This is a genomic window from Ligilactobacillus agilis (genome assembly GCF_025311475.1).
GTDB classification, from domain to species: domain Bacteria; phylum Bacillota; class Bacilli; order Lactobacillales; family Lactobacillaceae; genus Ligilactobacillus; species Ligilactobacillus agilis.
In genome coordinates, this window is the sequence record NZ_CP104397.1 from 1,875,942 (window position 1) to 1,892,500 (window position 16,559).

The 16,559-nt window shown below is 41.6% G+C and carries 13 protein-coding genes (1 of these 13 only partly in view); 1 reads left to right on the forward strand and 12 read right to left on the reverse strand.

Annotation, left to right across the window (positions count from 1 at the left end; genetic code table 11):
- Nucleotides 1-74 precede the first annotated feature (74 nt).
- Complete coding sequence (locus N4597_RS09450; RefSeq protein WP_260903613.1) at nucleotides 75-1,292, forward strand: transposase; 1,218 nt, start codon at nucleotides 75-77, stop codon at nucleotides 1,290-1,292.
- A gap of 190 nt (nucleotides 1,293-1,482) precedes the next feature.
- Here N4597_RS09450 and N4597_RS09455 read toward each other — a convergent pair whose 3' ends face one another.
- From N4597_RS09455 to N4597_RS09510, 12 genes are all read right to left on the reverse strand, one after another.
- The gene (locus tag N4597_RS09455; RefSeq protein ID WP_260903615.1) at nucleotides 1,483-2,001 is read right to left on the reverse strand and encodes a GNAT family N-acetyltransferase; all 519 of its coding nucleotides are present in this window, start codon (nucleotides 1,999-2,001) and stop codon (nucleotides 1,483-1,485) included.
- Between the two features lie 115 nt (nucleotides 2,002-2,116).
- Nucleotides 2,117-2,545, reverse strand: coding sequence for a hypothetical protein (locus tag N4597_RS09460; RefSeq protein WP_147628723.1), 429 nt, complete (start codon nucleotides 2,543-2,545; stop codon nucleotides 2,117-2,119).
- A gap of 115 nt (nucleotides 2,546-2,660) precedes the next feature.
- Complete coding sequence (locus N4597_RS09465; protein ID WP_260903616.1) at nucleotides 2,661-3,224, reverse strand: hypothetical protein; 564 nt, start codon at nucleotides 3,222-3,224, stop codon at nucleotides 2,661-2,663.
- A gap of 91 nt (nucleotides 3,225-3,315) precedes the next feature.
- On the reverse strand, nucleotides 3,316-3,837 hold the full coding sequence (locus N4597_RS09470; protein WP_260903618.1) for a hypothetical protein: 522 nt from the start codon (nucleotides 3,835-3,837) through the stop codon (nucleotides 3,316-3,318).
- Nucleotides 3,838-3,839: 2 nt separating this feature from the next.
- The gene (locus N4597_RS09475; protein ID WP_260903620.1) at nucleotides 3,840-6,602 is read right to left on the reverse strand and encodes a hypothetical protein; all 2,763 of its coding nucleotides are present in this window, start codon (nucleotides 6,600-6,602) and stop codon (nucleotides 3,840-3,842) included.
- Between the two features lie 849 nt (nucleotides 6,603-7,451).
- On the reverse strand, nucleotides 7,452-8,309 hold the full coding sequence (locus tag N4597_RS09480; RefSeq protein ID WP_260903622.1) for a fructosamine kinase family protein: 858 nt from the start codon (nucleotides 8,307-8,309) through the stop codon (nucleotides 7,452-7,454).
- A gap of 141 nt (nucleotides 8,310-8,450) precedes the next feature.
- Nucleotides 8,451-10,868 (reverse strand): flavocytochrome c, encoded by a 2,418-nt coding sequence (locus tag N4597_RS09485; protein WP_260903625.1) that lies wholly within the window; start codon nucleotides 10,866-10,868, stop codon nucleotides 8,451-8,453.
- 14 nt (nucleotides 10,869-10,882) lie between these two features.
- Complete coding sequence (locus N4597_RS09490; RefSeq protein ID WP_204773923.1) at nucleotides 10,883-11,437, reverse strand: NADPH-dependent FMN reductase; 555 nt, start codon at nucleotides 11,435-11,437, stop codon at nucleotides 10,883-10,885.
- 164 nt (nucleotides 11,438-11,601) lie between these two features.
- Nucleotides 11,602-13,182 carry a putative polysaccharide biosynthesis protein gene (locus N4597_RS09495; RefSeq protein WP_260903628.1) on the reverse strand — a complete coding sequence of 527 codons (1,581 nt, stop codon included), beginning with the start codon at nucleotides 13,180-13,182 and terminating at the stop codon, nucleotides 11,602-11,604.
- A 104-nt stretch (nucleotides 13,183-13,286) separates the two neighbouring features.
- The gene (locus tag N4597_RS09500; RefSeq protein WP_260903629.1) at nucleotides 13,287-14,645 is read right to left on the reverse strand and encodes a zinc ribbon domain-containing protein; all 1,359 of its coding nucleotides are present in this window, start codon (nucleotides 14,643-14,645) and stop codon (nucleotides 13,287-13,289) included.
- Nucleotides 14,646-14,664: 19 nt separating this feature from the next.
- Nucleotides 14,665-15,510, reverse strand: a complete 846-nt coding sequence (locus N4597_RS09505) for a zinc ribbon domain-containing protein (protein WP_260903630.1) — start codon at nucleotides 15,508-15,510, stop codon at nucleotides 14,665-14,667.
- A gap of 295 nt (nucleotides 15,511-15,805) precedes the next feature.
- A protein-coding gene (locus N4597_RS09510; protein ID WP_260903631.1) for a glycoside hydrolase family 3 N-terminal domain-containing protein crosses the window boundary here: on the reverse strand, nucleotides 15,806-16,559 show its 3' portion. It continues 353 nt past the right edge of the window; the window shows 754 of its 1,107 coding nt (coding positions 354-1,107); the start codon falls outside the window, past its right edge; it ends in the stop codon at nucleotides 15,806-15,808.

A 16,559-nucleotide genomic window follows, 5' to 3' on the forward strand; every position in this document is an offset into this window, starting at 1 on the left:
TTTCGCCTCCTTATGACGTGTATTCATCGAACAAAAGTTCTATAATTATCCGCGAAGAAAGTGAGGTGAACCTAATGGAAATGCAAGTTACTGTTAAAGTAAAATTAAATCTTGCCAATGCAGATATTGCTTCGAGTTTTACTAATACGATGGAACGATATCGCTTGGCTTGTAATTACGTTTCTGAATACATTTTTAATCATGATTTTGATATGAAACAAAGTCGATTAAATAAAACTTTGTATACTAAGTTACGTAGTTTGTTTATGCTTAAATCACAAATGGCTCAATCTGTGATTAGAACTGTGATTACTCGTTATAAAACAGTTAAAACCCAAATGATACGTAACCCTTATAAGTACCAAGATATTAACACTAGTGAATGGTATCGTGAAATTCGAGATTTAACCTGGTTACAAAAACCAATTACCTTTAACCGACCTCAAGTAGACTTGCAACGTAATCGTGATTGGTCTTATTTAAGTAGCGGTCAATTATCAATTAACACCCTTGATGGTCGGGTTAAAGTTAACCCAGTTTGTCACAGCTTTGACCAATACTTTGATGGCACTTGGAAGTTTGGCTTAGCCAAGTTACTTAAAACTGGTGGCAAATGGTATTTACACATTTCAGCTACTAAAACGGTAGCTGATTTTGATAACCAAACTGTAAAACACGTGGTTGGCATTGACCGCGGTTTACGTTTTTTAGCTACCGCTTATGACGAACAAGGTCAAACTGCCTTCTTTGACGGTAAGACAGCGATGCGTAAACGGTCTAAGTATCAAAAGTTACGAGCTAAATTACAAGCTAAAGGTACTAAATCAGCTAAACGGCGTTTAAAGAAATTATCCGGACGAGAGAACCGTTGGATGACCGATGTTAACCATCGGTTGTCTAAGACACTGGTCCAAAAATTTGGTTCCAACACCTTATTTGTTTTAGAAGATTTAACAGGTGTTTCTTTTGAACGTACTGACTTACCTAAAGCCTTACGTAATCAGAATAAATCCTGGGCTTTTTATCAATTAGCACAATTCTTGACTTACAAAGCGCACTTAAATAATAGTGAAGTAATTGAAGTTTCAGCTCAATATACTTCGCAACGTTGTCCTAAATGCAGAACGATTAAAAAATCTAACCGCAATCACGATTTACACGAGTATCATTGCACTAATTGTGGTTATTGCTCTAATGATGACCGCTTAGGTGCAATGAATATCCAGTTATTGGGTACGCAATATATTAGTGGACAAGAACAACCTAAATTTGAATTAACAACTAACGCGTAAACGTGTTAGTTAAGTGGGTGCTGTCAACCACCCAATGATAGTTACGCATAGTGTGGGAGCAATCAATTGCGTTATGACCACTGACCGTAAGGTCGTGAACTACAAGCCTCTCACTTTAGTGAGGGGTAGTTGACAAGCCGAGATAGACAATGCCAATCCCTACCAAGCGCGGGATTGGCATTGTCATTTTTTAAAGTTGTTTTGCTAACAGGTAATCGGTTTGAGCGTCGTCGCCCATCATAAAAAAGTGTTCTGAAAAGCGGCTAAAACCATGCTTGGCGTAAAACTTTTGGGCCCGGTAATTTCGTTCCCACACCCCTAGCCAAATCCGGCTCTTACCTAGAGCTTGCGCCATTTCTTCGGCCTTGGTTAGTAACTTACCAGCTAAGCCTTTACCTTGGTAAGCTGTCCGCAAATAGATGCGTTCAATCTCTAAATCGTCAGGTCCCATTGGTTCAGACTGAGCCTGGCCCACGTTTAGCTTCAAGTAACCGGCCGTTTTGCCATCTACCTCTAGAAAATAAAAGTAGGTTCCTTCAGTTCCTAACTCCCGCTTAAGCTTGTTCAAATCATAGGCTTGCGCTAGGTACTCGTCCATTAATTCACGCGGATTATCGGCTCCAAAAGTAGCCTCATAAGTTTCACAACTTATGGCCCGTAATTCCTCAACGTCAGCCAAGCCAATTTGTCTAATCTTAACCTCTGCCATCTAACCATCCTTTCTCCTAGTGTCATCTTAGCAAAAATTTGCCCATAAAAAAAGACCCGCCACCAGGCGAGCCTAATATCAAAACATCTGTAATTCGTCCTCAAAATTACCTATGTTATAGCAGGATTATTAATCCAACTAGTGCGGCAAAAACCCCAGACATAATTAGGTAATGAGGTTTTACCACTTCTGCTTTAACTGCTTCAATCATCTTAGGTTTTTCAAACACCACTTTTAGCTTATTCCCGTTTTCGCTAACAGCTGGTGCTTTGTATTCCTGTTTTTCATTCAAGGCTACCGGGCGGAACTTATCACCCTTACCATACATCACCGAGGCGATTTTATAACCCTTAGCCGCAGTCACCTTATAATTTTCGGCCCCACGTCCTTGGATCTTGGTGGATTTGTCATACGACACGCCATTCACCTCAACGGCACCTTGCCCCTCGATATCGAGTGCAATCATGTATTTTTCAGGTACCACCGCCGTAATCGTCACCGACGAACTAACGGTTTCCCCCGCCCACGCTTTATGCATCGGCATATACAAGAGTACCGCAAAACATGCAATGGTAAGTATCTTTAAGAATCGTTTCAAAGTCATTGCCCCTAAGCCCCTTTTCTTGAAGAGTTATCTGCACGGATTTATTAGTTTTAGTTTATTGAGCGTCTGCTAAAGTAGCCTTGAAAGTGATATGACCTGTGTATACACCAGCGACTGCTTGGTCCCACTCTGTCCGGTCGATGTGCACAAATAATGGAGTTGTCTTACCGTTCTTAGCCTCTGCGCTATTAGCATCAAAGTTAGTTAATGGAGCCCCATCAGCTGCTGTAGCAACACTAAAGTCCATAGAGCTATTTCCATTTTTAAATGCATCTTTTGTTACGGATACATGAACTTGCTTACTATCCTTAATGTTACCAGTAATTTGCAAGTTCCCAATCTGTGTATTAACGACATTAAATTTAATGTTCGCAGTTGCTGGAATAGATACCATATAGTGAGAATCTGCATTGTCAGTTGTCACACTAGTAGTTGCAGTTTGTACTTTATTACTTGTATCTTCACTACCCACTACTTCTTCCCCACGAAGTTCAATAGTTTGGTTTTTTTCATTACGATAAACGTTACCTGCATCCTTAACTTCATCAGCCAATGCTGGAGTTGCCATCCCTAAAACTACTAAAAATCCTAATAATCCTGTAATAACTTTGTTCTTCATGTTAATTCTAAATATCTCCTTTAAATTATATCACATATATATACAAGTGTTTCCACTTTTAAAACATCAATTTTATCTAATAATAAGTTTCTTATTCTACCACTTTAAGGGTAAAACTAATCTGTGAGCCATTTAGCTGCACTAATTGCTTGCTCATCGCATAGCAATCATAGCGTAGCGTACAGTTTTCATAAGTTCCTGCCGCTAGCGTTCTATTTAATTTCAATTTATAAATCGCCTTACCGGGCTTAATCATTTCACTTTGCCAAACCTTTTTCCCATTTGGAAGATAGATTGATAAGCGGAAATAAACCTTGTTTCCTTTAGGGTTATAGAGGTTGACTGATTGCTCAGTGGTATTAGCCTTCATTGTCATCGTTTCAAAACCGGGAATCTTAGTTGCACTCGAATTTTGCTTCTTTTTATTCCGTTGATTTTGTGCATTAGCATCAATATTGACCGTTGGCCGATCACCAAACCAGTTATTCCAGTTTAACCCAATGTAGATTCCTCCTAAAAGCAATAACAGCAGTAATAAGAGGAGTAGTAATTTCTTTTTCTTATCATTTTTCTTGGAGTCTTCAGGTTCCACTTGAGGTTCCTTATTGTCCATCGTTAGTTACCTTCCTTATGTTTATTGTAAGTAAGTTGAAATGTGATTTGCCCGTTGTAGTCCCCAAATGGCGTACGTGGATTATCATTCCATGGATCAGTAAAACTAATCGCTGGCGTGTAGTCACAATTGCTATTTTGCCAATCAACTACCTTGATATCCGCATTACCATTGTTAACAGGACGACCATTTAATTTAATCTGGGTCTGAGCGGTCTTTCTAGCCGGATCATTTTGTCTAGTTAGCGTAACCTTACCATCCTTGACACTGTTAATGATTGACAAACTCAAACTGTCATGTGTTCCTAGGTTAAAACTACTTACATCAGTACTTACATAACTTGCTTGGTCGTTAGTTTTCATCACAGCTGGAATGCGCACAACGTAATTGGCATTACCCGTTTTAGTTGTCACTTGTCCAATCGCAGATGGTGGGTAATCACCCTTACCGGCTCGCTTAGCATAGACAGTGTAACTAGTGGTTGAATCAAGCCCATCAATTGTTGAGCTAGTTGCATTGGCGGTTAAACCGCTTGGTGAAAGGGCATATTCGGCTTGGCCGTATTTATCAGTATCAGCCAAATCTGCTACCTTCAAAGAATTTGCATTCTTGCTTGCGATTGTCACCGTTGGCGCCTTCATAATCTTAATAACTTTTTCCGTTGAAGCATAATCATCATTACCATCATAACTAACATGTACTTGGTAAATAACACCATCTTCTAGGTCCAAGCCACTAAAATCACCGTTGGCTTGCTTTTGCCCATTTTTAATTGGCTTTCCTTGGTTATCAGTTATTTCATAACTAACATTACCGTAGCTAGTATCTGGATTGTCTTTAATAGTAAAGCTATCAGAACTTCCGTAGATATTATCTACACTAACTTGTGGTTCAGCGGTCTTCTTAGTCTTGACAGTTACACTTGCTTTATCAGATTCAAGGTATTCGTCATTTCCTTTATACATAACAGAAATTGTATATTCCGTGTCAGGTGTTAACCTTGTAAACTCACTATTAGCTTGCCATCCCTTAATAACATTACCATGACCATCCGTTAGTTCATACTCAACCTGACCGTATTTATCGGTATCAAATTGCTTAGTTACTCTTAAACTTTTATCAGTTCGACCGATATCATTAATAGATAGGTTTGGTACAGGAGCTTTTGTTATGATTCCCGCACCAGCGAAACCTGGACGACACTTTACTAGATTAGAAACTCTGTCTTCTACCACTTGTTTCCAAATCCAGCTTGAAGTGTCATTTTTTTCACCTTGACGTGTACCATTTAACCACTCCGTAACAATACCTGTTTCTACATCTGATTTTGAAACTCTAGTAGCTCTACCCCCACTTATAGGAGTCGGTGTGTAATAATATACATCATTGACACTCCCACCACCTGTATAAAGAAGATTGCACTTCGTATTCGTAATTCTTCCTATATAGAAAGAATTACGAATTTGCCCACCACAAGAATTGTCGGTAATTCCGTTTGCCCGCTCACAATAATTGTAGCGATTACCGCTAATATCTAAATCAATGGCACAGTCTGTTATTGTTCCGTGATTTTCAGAAACAAAACCTGCATCTTTTCCTTCAACTAATCCTGAGATTTCCAAATGGGTTAACTTACCATCGTCACCTATTTTCTCAATAAGTGAAGCGCCATCACCGAATGAGTTAAAATTATAAATTCTATGACCATGACCATCAAAAGTACCTTGGTACCATTGTGTAGGACGCCCACCTAAGGTATGACCTATCGGTGTAAAACTTCCCCACATTGAAATATCATTCTGCAAACTTGCATCTATTCTGGTTTGACCTTGACTAATATACTTTGAAAAATTATTTAATTCCTCTGCTGAATATATTTCGTCAGTTACATTAAAACCGTCATTCCATCTCAGATTATTACGTCCGTGATCGTCAAAGATTAGACTTGCATCTGCACCTTTTATTTGGCCACCTTTATTCAAGGTACCATATATATAATTATCATTATCATATATTAAGGTTGATTGTGATCCATTAATTGTTCCATTTACATTAAGACCACTAATATTATGGCGGTTATTCTTAATAAAATATATACTTGAACCACTAATTTTACCGGTAAATGTAACATTTTTTAAGTCACCAGAATTGTTTTGGATAAAACCTGTATCAGTACCATAAATATCTAAAGAGAAGACCACGTTCTCAAAAATACCGTTGTTGTTTTGAATGACACTAGAGGAGGAGCGTCTACAACTTAGGTTCTTAATTGTGTGGTTATCGCCATGAAACGTCCCAAAACTAGAACAACCGTTAGAATAACCAAAGTTGTTAATCATCGGAACTTCCCTTCCAGCCAAATCAATATCATTTTCTAGGTAAACATCCTTCGTAGAATCTAACCATCCATCATTAATCCCGTTTACCCATCTAATGAAGTCATCCGCTGTATAGATATGATACGCTTGTTGCGGAATTACACAAAAACTTTGGGTTAAAGCATTGCTACTAAACGTATTACCACTAAGACTACTTACACTAACTGTTTGACTAGACGTACTTGCATTTTGCGAGCTTTGAGCTTGGCCAGACTGCGAGCTAGTAGCTGAAGTTGAAGAAGAGCTGGTAGCTTGGGAAGAGGTTGCTACCTTGGTTTGGCTACTGGCTGAGCTAGCTGAAGTCGTCGCTGCATATACAAGAGAGTTTGAGCTAGAGAGCGCAAGTAAGCTTACGCATAAAGCCGTAATGGTTTTATTCTTTTTCATTTGCCGCTCTGCTACCCCCTTTATCTGTAAAACGTCCTTAGTGACTAACAACATGCAAAGAAGTTTCTGACACGGTGCATCCTACTTATGTTTGAGGACTTTTCGTATACAGTAACTTATGTTCATCACATCTCGCCACTTTCTTGTTATGTATTTGTATAAGAAAAATGCAACTCCCCACAAAAAGCGGGGGGCTACAAGATCTTCTTAATTTAAATAAAATACACCAACTCAGAGAGTTCATCATATAAGGATTCCTGATTAACACGACAAAACTTCTGAGATGTCGCAAAAAATTGTACATCAAAATACAATCATTCTTCTTTACGAAGGTTATTGTAAAATAAACAAAAAGTTATTGCAACGAATTTTAATAATATAAATATAAATTTTTAGATTTTAGTCCACAAAATTGCATTATCCATACCAATTTCAAAACATATAAAAAAAAAAAATAAGCCCTATTCTTTATTCCTTGGTTTTTCTTTATTTGCTTATTATTATCGGTACAAGTCCAGTCTGTATGCACATCTAGACCATTTTAACCGTTTACGAACAAAAAGCGACCAGTTATGATTAAAGCCTTAAACTAAGGGCTTTTTAGTCAATACTTTTAGGACTAATAAATAAAATAAATTATTTTACTAAATATATGCAACCGTTAGCGATGGATAAAAAGCGAATATTATTTTTCAAAACTTATTTTTGTTCGGAAAAATCGGAATATTAAATTTTTTAATGATAGTAGTTACCCTTGGGAACTACTTTGTTCACAACTTATTTTTCAGTAAAAAAATCCGGCAAAGTAAGTAACTTTACCGGAAACGTTTACTATTAATTTGTAAGCTCTTACCCTGCTTGTAAGATGGCTTGCATTTCATCAGCTACCGCCTGCTTGTAGCTCCGCCCAAATTTGTCTAGGTGAACCATTAAATAGTAGAGCCGATAGAAGTGCATCCGCTTGGAGTAACCCTCCTTTAGGGGGTAGCTTTCCTGGTAGGCCTGATAAAACTCTTCCGTAAAGCCTCCAAAAACGGTGGTAATCCCTAAATCAAATTCCCGGTCACCATAAAGCGGCGCAGGGTCAATCAAAGCAGGCTGACCATCTTCAGTAAAGAGGAAGTTACCCGCCCATAAGTCCCCATGCAGCAGCGAAGGCTTACTGTCATGCTGGCTTAAAGCTGTTAGAATAAGCTGCCTTACCTGCATGTAAGTGCTAAAATCCTCAATCTTCCAATAAGTGTCTTCGACCAACTTTTGGGCTAAGATATCTAGGCGGTTGTTGACAAATAACTCCGCCCAGCTAGCCCGCCAGTCATTAGAAAAGCTGATGCTTCTCCCAACGTAGTCGTACTTGTAGCCAAACTGGCCGCTAGGATTATAGGTCCGGTGCATTTTGGCAACGGTCCGCCCTAAATCGGCTTGACTGCCCTCCCCTTTTTCTAGGTAGGAAAGTAACAGGTAAGCCCCCCGGCCTAATTTACCAGTAGAAATAACCTCGGGCGCAATAATTTTGGCCCGCTTTAAATCATTTAAGCCCGCAATCTCAGCCGCGTAAAATTCCCGAACACAGACTGGTTGCACTAACAGAAAGTAATTTTGATTTTTAGTTACTAGTTTAAATGCCCGGTTGACGTCGCCACCACTAACTGGTAGACACTCTTTAATTCCATCTAAAGGCAAACTAGCTAATAGACTCTTGTCCAAGTGATCACCCCATAACAAACCAACTGAAAACAAACTACGCAAAATCTTCCCACGGATTTTGTTGTCCACAATTTTTTGCTTATATTGTACACGAAAAAACCCGACAAAACCAGTCATTTGACTCGTTTTGTCGGGTTTGACTTACATTTTTTCTAAAGCTGTTTTGGCCGCAATCCGACCGTAAGTGAAGATATCAGTTAGGGAATTTCCGCCGAGTCGGTTTCCAGCATGGATTCCCCCAGCCACTTCACCGGCTGCATAGAGGTTAGGGATTACCTGCCCAGCTTCGTTGATTACCTGGGCCTTGGTGTTAATCTTCAAGCCACCCATGGTGTGGTGGATGGCTGGTTTTCTTGGGGTAGCGTAAAATGGTGGCTTCACTACCTTCAAGTCAAAGACTTCCTTACCAAATTCTGGGTCGACCCCGGCGTCAACATAACTGTTGTACTTAGCGATTGTTTCTTCAAAGGTTTGTGGGTCAACCTTAATTTGCTTAGCCAAGTCAGCGAGAGTGTCAGCCCTAAAGAGGGTGCCGGCTTCCACTTGGGCATCCAGACTTGCTTGGGTCGTATTGTAGGCTGTCTTTTTGATTTCATCATCGGCAATCAAGTAGAAGAGGCCCCCGTTATCAAAGGCCGCCTTGGTTAAGACGTCCCGACCTTCGTACTCGTCGACGAAGCGTTTCCCCTGTTGGTTAACCATCACGTAGTTAGCTGGTGGTACCTGTAAGCCGCTAAAGAGTTCGCCGGTCTTAGGATCTGAAACTGGCATCATTTGGGTGAAGCCCATCCCAACTAAGGCCGCCCCGACGCTTTGACCAAGCTTAATTCCATCCCCAGTGATTGCTGGTGAATTGGAGGTCGCAATATCATCATCGACTTGGCTCCAATAAGTGTTGTACTTTTGCACCATCTTGGTGTTGGCGCCAAAACCACCAGAAGCGAGGATGACCGCCTTGGCTTTGACAATCACCTGCCGGTTAGCAGCGTTTAAGGCTACCACCCCACAGATTTGGCTTTGCTCATCTAACAAGAACCGTTTGACCGGAGTTTCGGTGAGAATTTGACCGGCCTCGTGTTCTTCAATGAACTTCTTTAAGGTCTTAATGAAGGCAAAACCTTGACTTTCCATTGGCTTATGGCCCCGACGCCACTTGGCGCCAACTGGCATCGTTACTTGACTTTCATCAAATTCAACCCCTAAATCGGCTAACCACTTAACTGACTCTAAGGCGTGGTCAGTTAAGACCTTAACTAAGTCATAATCACCATGGATTTCGTTCCCATTGAGATCAATCCGCTTACCACCAAGGTAAGTTTGGATTCGGTGCCATAAGATTGAATCAAAGAGGTAGTCAGCCTTTCCAGCTAGGTAGTCCTTAATTTGACCTTGCAGGGCCTTGAAATCAGCTTGGTACTCTGGGTCAATCTTGGCTAAATCGTAATCCAACATTTCCTTAAGCACGCTGGCTTCCCCTGGAAGGGCTGCAAATTGCTTTTGCCAGTCAGGGTCAGCCGCGTTCATTGGTCCCCCGGCCCGGACGGTGTTTCCACCCAAGGCAGGGAATTTTTCCAACACGATGGTTGACTTCCCCGCTTGTAAGACCCGGCTAGCAGCGGCTAATCCAGCCCCACCACCACCGACAACTACCACGTCGGTTTCGTATTCAAGTGGACTTAGGTCTTGGCTCTTACTTGGCTTCGGCCGTTTCTTCAAGATGTTAGGGTCGACCCCGGCTAACTTAACCGCTTGGGCTACCCCATCGATAAGGCCATAGCTAGTTACAGATGCCCCGGAAACGGCGTCGACATTTAAGGTTTGGCCCGCAATAATTTCTTGAGGCAAGCGTTCAAAGACCGTGTCGGCAATCCCTTCGGTTTCACCACTGGTGTCAACCTTAATGTCTTCAATCCGGTTTTCAGAGAAGCTGACCACCATTGGCAGGTCCCCGTTGTGACCCTTGGTCTTAACTTGGTAATCCCCGGGTTCAAAGCGAACTTCGTCTGGAATCTGTAAGCTATCTGCCGCCTTGATAAAACGCAAGAAGTTGGCAAAGCAGTTTTCTAAAAAGTCAACCGTATTGGCTTCCTTAATGGCTCCATTTTCGTCAAAGGCCTCAGCGGCTTGCCCCAGTAAAAATTCATTTCCTGGTAAAACTAAGGCGTTAACTCCAGGTGCGTCTAACACTTGACGCAAATGAAGTTGGGCACTGGCTGAGCCTTGACGCGTGACCGAAGTTCCGACAACCATCACTGGTTTTTCATCGAAGGGGTGTACCGTAAAAGACATCCACTCTAAGAAGCTATTTAAAGCCGAAGGGATAGAGCGATTGTGTTCAGAGGTGGCAATTACCACCCCATCAGCTGCCTCAATCTTAGCCACCAGTGATTTTAGCGGCTCTTGGTTACTAAGGTCATTTGACTCGTTAAACATTGGCAAGCCCTTTAGCTCGATTACTTCAAATTCTACCTGGCTAGCAAAATGTTGTGCCATAAAGTTAACTAATTTTTCTGTGGGTGAATCACTTGAGTTGGTCCCACTAATCCCGATAATCTTCATCAAAATTCCTCCCCTTAGGCCTTAACTCTGGTTACAAAGGTTGCAAAATCGGCAAAGTAACTTTCAAGCTGAGCTACTTTTTCGTCCACTAATAAATTAGCTTCCTCATCAAATGCTTGTAGGGAATGGCCCAATAAAAATTCCCGGCCCGGTAGGACTAAGGCCCTTAGTTCCGGCGCATTTAGAATTTGCCGCAAGTGGTTTTGGGCCCGGGAAGTGCCTAAGACCCCATAAGACGCCCCCACAATCATAACCGGCTTGTCTTGCAATGGTTTAGCTGTATAGGCAAACCATTCCAACAGGTTAGTTAACGGAGCTGGAATCGTGTGGTCGTATTCGGGGGTGGCAATAATTACCCCGTCTGCTTGTGCAACCGCTTGGTTGATAGCAGCTACTGCTGCTGGCGCCTCATGCGAAGCCGGTTTATCAAAGAAAGGTAGGTCCTTAACCTCAATTAAAGTCAGCTCTGCTTGGGTTGCAAAGTGCTTTTGCATAAATTTTAACAGCGTACGGTTTGTTGATTTTTCGGCGTTAGTGCCCACAATCCCGACTAAATTTAGTTTTTCCATCTTCTCACCATCCATTAGTGACTCAATCTAATTTGTGTCGATATACACTCATATTATAAAACTTCTACCTTAGTTTGTGAATACTTTTACTTGAATTTGGACCAACAAAAAAAGACTAGCCAACTCACAAGTTTAATTTGTAAGCGGTTAGTCTTGTTGTTTATTTAACGATTCATACTTTTAAGCAGGTCTTTGAACCTAAAGAGGTAGGCAATTACTAGGTAATAACTCCCTGCCACTAAGCCAAAAATTACACAAGTTATAAGGGCTGCTACCTTACCGTGGCCCAAACTTAATAAGCTCAAAGATTTAGCTAACAGTCCCAAACCTAAGACATAGATTCCAATTCCCAAACTTGGTTTTAGCCAGCTAAGGTTAGCCCGCCTATCAGTTAGGTAGGTCCTATTTAAATACCATAATCCCAAAGCCAGGCTACTTGCAAAGGCAATCGTAGTTGCTAGTAAGGCCCCGTATTCATGGAAGAGCCAAATCAACGGTGCCTGTAAAGCCAATTTTAATAGGAGGCTAAAGGACAGCAAGATTACCGCCAACCTGTGTTTACCTAGGGCTTGAATCAAGGTACTTACATCCAAGAAGAAGGATAATATCAGGCTTAGCATTATCGAGGCCGCCATCAACTGGCCTGCCGCCCAATTATAACCAAAGAAAATCGTATTAACTTCTTGGGCTAACACCGTCAAGATGGCGACAAAGGGAATCAAGAGGGTAATCATCAACTTGAAGTTATCACTTAAAGTCTGGGCGATTTTTTGCCTGTTGCCGACCAGACCGGCTAGAATCGGCAGGCTCGTATCAGATAAAGCGGTCGCAAGCGAAATGATGATAGTCGTAATCTTAGTCGGGTTGGCCGAAAAAAAGGTGAACATATTTTGAATGTAGTTCATATCATAGTTGCTTGCCCATAGCATCAAGTGCTTAAAGGTTAGCTGGTCGATAATCTGATTGATAGTTACCCCCGCCCCCACGAAAACGAAGGGGACGGCTTCCTTAACAATCTCTAAAAAGAGCCCCTTAATGTCTAGTTGACTAGCCGGTAAACTCTCAGCCTCATTGGCGCGGTAAGTTGGTAACTGGGCGCGATAGTATTTACCTAGGTAGGCTAAACTCCCCAAGGCCCCGATAAAGGCTGCAAAAGTCGAAAGCGCCACGGCCCAGGTTAACCCCTGTTTTAAGACGTTGAAACTAACGAAGGTAAAAACCAAAATTGCCACTACCCGGATAAACTGCTCAATTAACTGCGAAACTCCAAAAGGCTTCATGTCCTGGTGGCCTTGAAACCAACCTCTGATGATACTCATCGTCGGCAAAATCATCAGGGCGGGAACCAAGGAGCGGAGCACAAAGGTGGCTGCTGCTTGGTCCATGATGGGTGAACTCTTAGCAATCGTGGGGGCAAAAATAAAGAAGACCACTCCACAAATTAAGCCCGAAAGTGCCATGAATAACAGCCCTGCTTTAAAGAGCCGTTTACTATCTAAGTAACGCTTCCGTGAATTATAGTAGGCTATCTTACGAGAAATTGCGGTGGGAAAGCCCGACGTCCCTAGGGCCAAAAATAAACCGTAAGGAGTGTAGGCCGCATTGTAGAGTGCTTGGGCTGTATACTGTTGTTGCGGGCTATGAAACATGGCTAGCCAAGCAATAATGTATAAAATCCCTAGCACCCGTGAAAAAATACTCCCAAATGACATCCAAAAGGCACCGGATAATAATTTATTTTTCATTGAAGTTAAAATTTCCTTTCAAACATAAAAAAAGAGATACGTAGGCCAAAAGCCCATAGTATCTCTTATCAGTATAATGTTTCTGCTAATTTTTGCAAGCTCAGCTAGTCATCTTCATCGGCACTGTAAGTCCGTTCCCAGTCTGCCTTGGTCCCGGTTTTTCCAACCGACTGGAGCTTATAAGTATTGTCCTTTTGATCGTAGACGATTTCAGCGTCATGGTAAGTAAACTGTTGAATCTTCTTACGTTCGCTGTCGCTATCGTAGTTAATAAAAGTGTATTTCATCGCGTAAGAAACCTTAACCTTAGTTGTACTTTCCGGGCTGATACTCTTAATGTCTTCGACCTCATAGGAACTAAGATTGTGCAAACTCTTGAAGAAGGCGACTAACTCGTTATAGGAGTCATTATTTTCTTCTCCAACAAATGAAGCGGCACTAGAACCATCCTCACCTTCATTGAAGGCCGATTCAAGTAAATCCTCTGCTTCATCTTTAGAAATTAGGCCCTTGAATTTAGGCGCTACTTCCGGCAAATCATCCTCGTCAACGTCTTGATAGTTATAAGTATAGCCTGAAACATCAACTACTTCAGATTTTATTTCCTTATTTCCTGCCTTAGTAGTTAAGTATAGTTTCATCTTGGCTGATGCGGGGTAGTTTTTGATAACTTTTTCCCCCTCCTTATCAAGAGTACCAACCTTTTCATTATTAATATAAACAGTTTGGCCGGCCTGACCTTCAACCTTGAAATTAACCGTTGCTAATTCCAAAGCTAGGTCATTGTTACCAGCAGCTAACACTTTAGTTTGCTTAACTACGATTGGTTTGCCGCTAGCTTTTCCCTTGGCTGTGAAGGTATACTGGCCTGGAAATAAGGGGCCAACCTTAACCCCGTAGCCGTTAGCCATTGTGACCTGCTTTTTGGTAATTACTTTCCCGTCTTGATAAAACTTAACCCCACGCTTGTTGGTAGTTAAGGTCACGTAAGCAGGGTTGACCTGTAACTTATAAGCAGGAAAGATTAACCAGTGACTCCCAGACTTAACCCAACTGTAGCCGGCATAACTACTGCCCATTAAAAAGTGTTGCTTCATAGTTGCAACTTGGTCTTGACTATTAGCAAAGCTCTTCTTAAAAGCCGCTGCATCTTTGGCGGTGATTTTTAGGTTTTGGTCACTACTTACTAGGTAAGACTTAACGTCCCCCTTACCAACTAGGGCTGTCGTAAACCGCTCCAATTGCTTATTAGGCTGATAATAGCTACGGCCACCTAAATACGCACTCAGTAGGACTAAGACTACGGCCCCTAAGATTAGCCATTTCTTATCTAGAGTTTTTTTACTGGCAGTCCGGCTATAACTCTGTTGGGCCTGTTCTAGTTTAGCGCCACAGTGTTGACAAAACTTATCGGTCTGCTTAACAGCTTGCCCGCAGTTGGGACAGAATTTTGACGTACTCATTTAAAATCCCTCTCAATCGTTAAAAAAGTTGTTGCAGATAACTTACATAATGAGCGGCCACGGCCATGTATGCTAAGCCGTAGACGAAGCCATTTAGAAGTGTGACGATTATTAAAATGTATAGTCGGTCTAGCTTAGGATTTACCAACTCATAAATTGGCGCGAGGATACCAAATTGCCAAATGGCTAGGGTAATCGAGAACAAGCACAACACCAGCATGGTATTTAGCACCCCACTCGTCGTAAATCCTACCGTAAAACTAAACAAAAGTGCAATTAGGTTTAACAATAAAATAGGACTAGTCCTATGGGCAATCCCATTTACAAAGTCTAAAAAGTCTGTGCGATTAGGGGTAAATAATTCCCTTGCCCCATAACCAATCCCAGTCGTCGCTAAGGCAGATAAAAAGGTGGCTAAAAAGAAGGTAATTAGGGTGCCTAAGCCAACCGGATTATCCCCAAAGCTACCACCAAAGGCTTGACTATAATAGCTGTTTGCCGAGTTATAATAACCCCTAAAAATAATCATAATGCTCAAGCCAAAGATGAGTCCCTCTAGCCCTAAAGTAATTAAGCCGTTCCACTTAGAAGTTTCATTCTTAACCTTAAATGGGTGCTTCCAAGCAGTAACTAGCCAGGACCAATAGCTTAGGGAAGATGCCTTTAACTTCTCTTTATCTAGGCTGACTCCCGCTTCTTGCTTAGCCGCGGATTCTTTAGCTTGCTCAGAGGCATTTTCACTCTGCACTTCTGAGGCAACCGCCTTAGGCTTAACTTCATCTCCGGTAGCCAATTCATTGCCACAGTTGGTACAAAATTTAGCTTCCTCAGCAACTTCACTACCACAATTTGGACATTTTTTCATAATAATTCCCCCAATCTAACTTAATTGTAACATTAAATAAAAAGGGTCTCCACAAAACTCAGTGTGTGAACGTTTTCGCATCCTAATTTTTTTCATTTTCTATGAGAGATCCTCTAAAAATCAATTGCGGTAAAAGACTTCTGAATCAAGCTTTATTAAAAATGACTCTAAGAAAAACTCGTTGGTTTCTTAGAATCCTTTGAAAATGATGCACACAAAGTTTTGGACAGAGCCAATAAAAATATCCACAGGTAAAAAGCCAATTTCTTGCTTTTCCACCTGTGGATAACTGTTTTTATTTAAGAATCCCTAACTTAGCTTTTAATTTGATAATTCGCTTAACTGTTTGATCAATCTGGCCTTCTGAAATCTCACCCGCTCTTACGGCCGCCGCAATTGCCGGAATGCCCTTTTGATAGCCAGTACTTAATAAGATATCATTGCCCGCTTTAACCGCTAATAAATCGGGGTTAACAGCTTGTTCCTTGGCAAAATCCTTAATTGCTCCCATCCCGAGGTCATCGGTAACGATTAGACCCTTAAAATGCAGGTCCTGGCGTAAGAGCTGGTGGACCGCTGGAGACAACGAGGCGGGATTGTGGTCATCAACAGCTGACATTACGACGTGAGCTACTAAGACAGTGTCTACCTTAGCCTTAATTCCGGCTTCAAACGGTAAAAAGTCATTTTGCTGAAAATCACTTAAAGGTCGCTTATCACTCGCAAAGCCCGTGTGGGTATCGGCAGCTGAGCCGTAACCAGGAAAATGCTTTAAACTCGCAATCACTTTTTGGCTTTGAATTGCCGGTACTACCTTTTTAATATAAGTCGCCGTCGTTTGGTAATCTTGTCCTAAAGTTCGCGGATAAATAAAGCTATTAGGGTCATTAGAAACATCTGCTACCGGGGCAAAGTTCCAATTAATCCCTAGGTGACGCAAGGTCTTGGCCGTTTGGCGATAATTTTTACTTACCGCAGCCAAGCCCCCCTTAGCATACAATTCCTGAGGAGCAGGGTACTTCTTACCGGTTAACTTGGGATTGGCGCTC

Excerpts from the sequence above, each read along its gene's own strand:
- N4597_RS09450 (WP_260903613.1), top strand. The coding sequence starts at position 75 with ATGGAAATGCAAGTTACTGTTAAAGTAAAATTAAATCTTGCCAATGCA.
- N4597_RS09455 (WP_260903615.1), bottom strand. The coding sequence starts at position 2,001 with ATGGCAGAGGTTAAGATTAGACAAATTGGCTTGGCTGACGTTGAGGAA.
- N4597_RS09460 (WP_147628723.1), bottom strand. The coding sequence starts at position 2,545 with ATGCCGATGCATAAAGCGTGGGCGGGGGAAACCGTTAGTTCGTCGGTG.
- N4597_RS09465 (WP_260903616.1), bottom strand. The coding sequence starts at position 3,224 with ATGAAGAACAAAGTTATTACAGGATTATTAGGATTTTTAGTAGTTTTA.
- N4597_RS09470 (WP_260903618.1), bottom strand. The coding sequence starts at position 3,837 with ATGGACAATAAGGAACCTCAAGTGGAACCTGAAGACTCCAAGAAAAAT.
- N4597_RS09475 (WP_260903620.1), bottom strand. The coding sequence starts at position 6,602 with ATGAAAAAGAATAAAACCATTACGGCTTTATGCGTAAGCTTACTTGCG.
- N4597_RS09485 (WP_260903625.1), bottom strand. The coding sequence starts at position 10,868 with ATGAAGATTATCGGGATTAGTGGGACCAACTCAAGTGATTCACCCACA.
- N4597_RS09490 (WP_204773923.1), bottom strand. The coding sequence starts at position 11,437 with ATGGAAAAACTAAATTTAGTCGGGATTGTGGGCACTAACGCCGAAAAA.
- N4597_RS09495 (WP_260903628.1), bottom strand. The coding sequence starts at position 13,182 with ATGAAAAATAAATTATTATCCGGTGCCTTTTGGATGTCATTTGGGAGT.
- N4597_RS09500 (WP_260903629.1), bottom strand. The coding sequence starts at position 14,645 with ATGAGTACGTCAAAATTCTGTCCCAACTGCGGGCAAGCTGTTAAGCAG.
- N4597_RS09505 (WP_260903630.1), bottom strand. The coding sequence starts at position 15,510 with ATGAAAAAATGTCCAAATTGTGGTAGTGAAGTTGCTGAGGAAGCTAAA.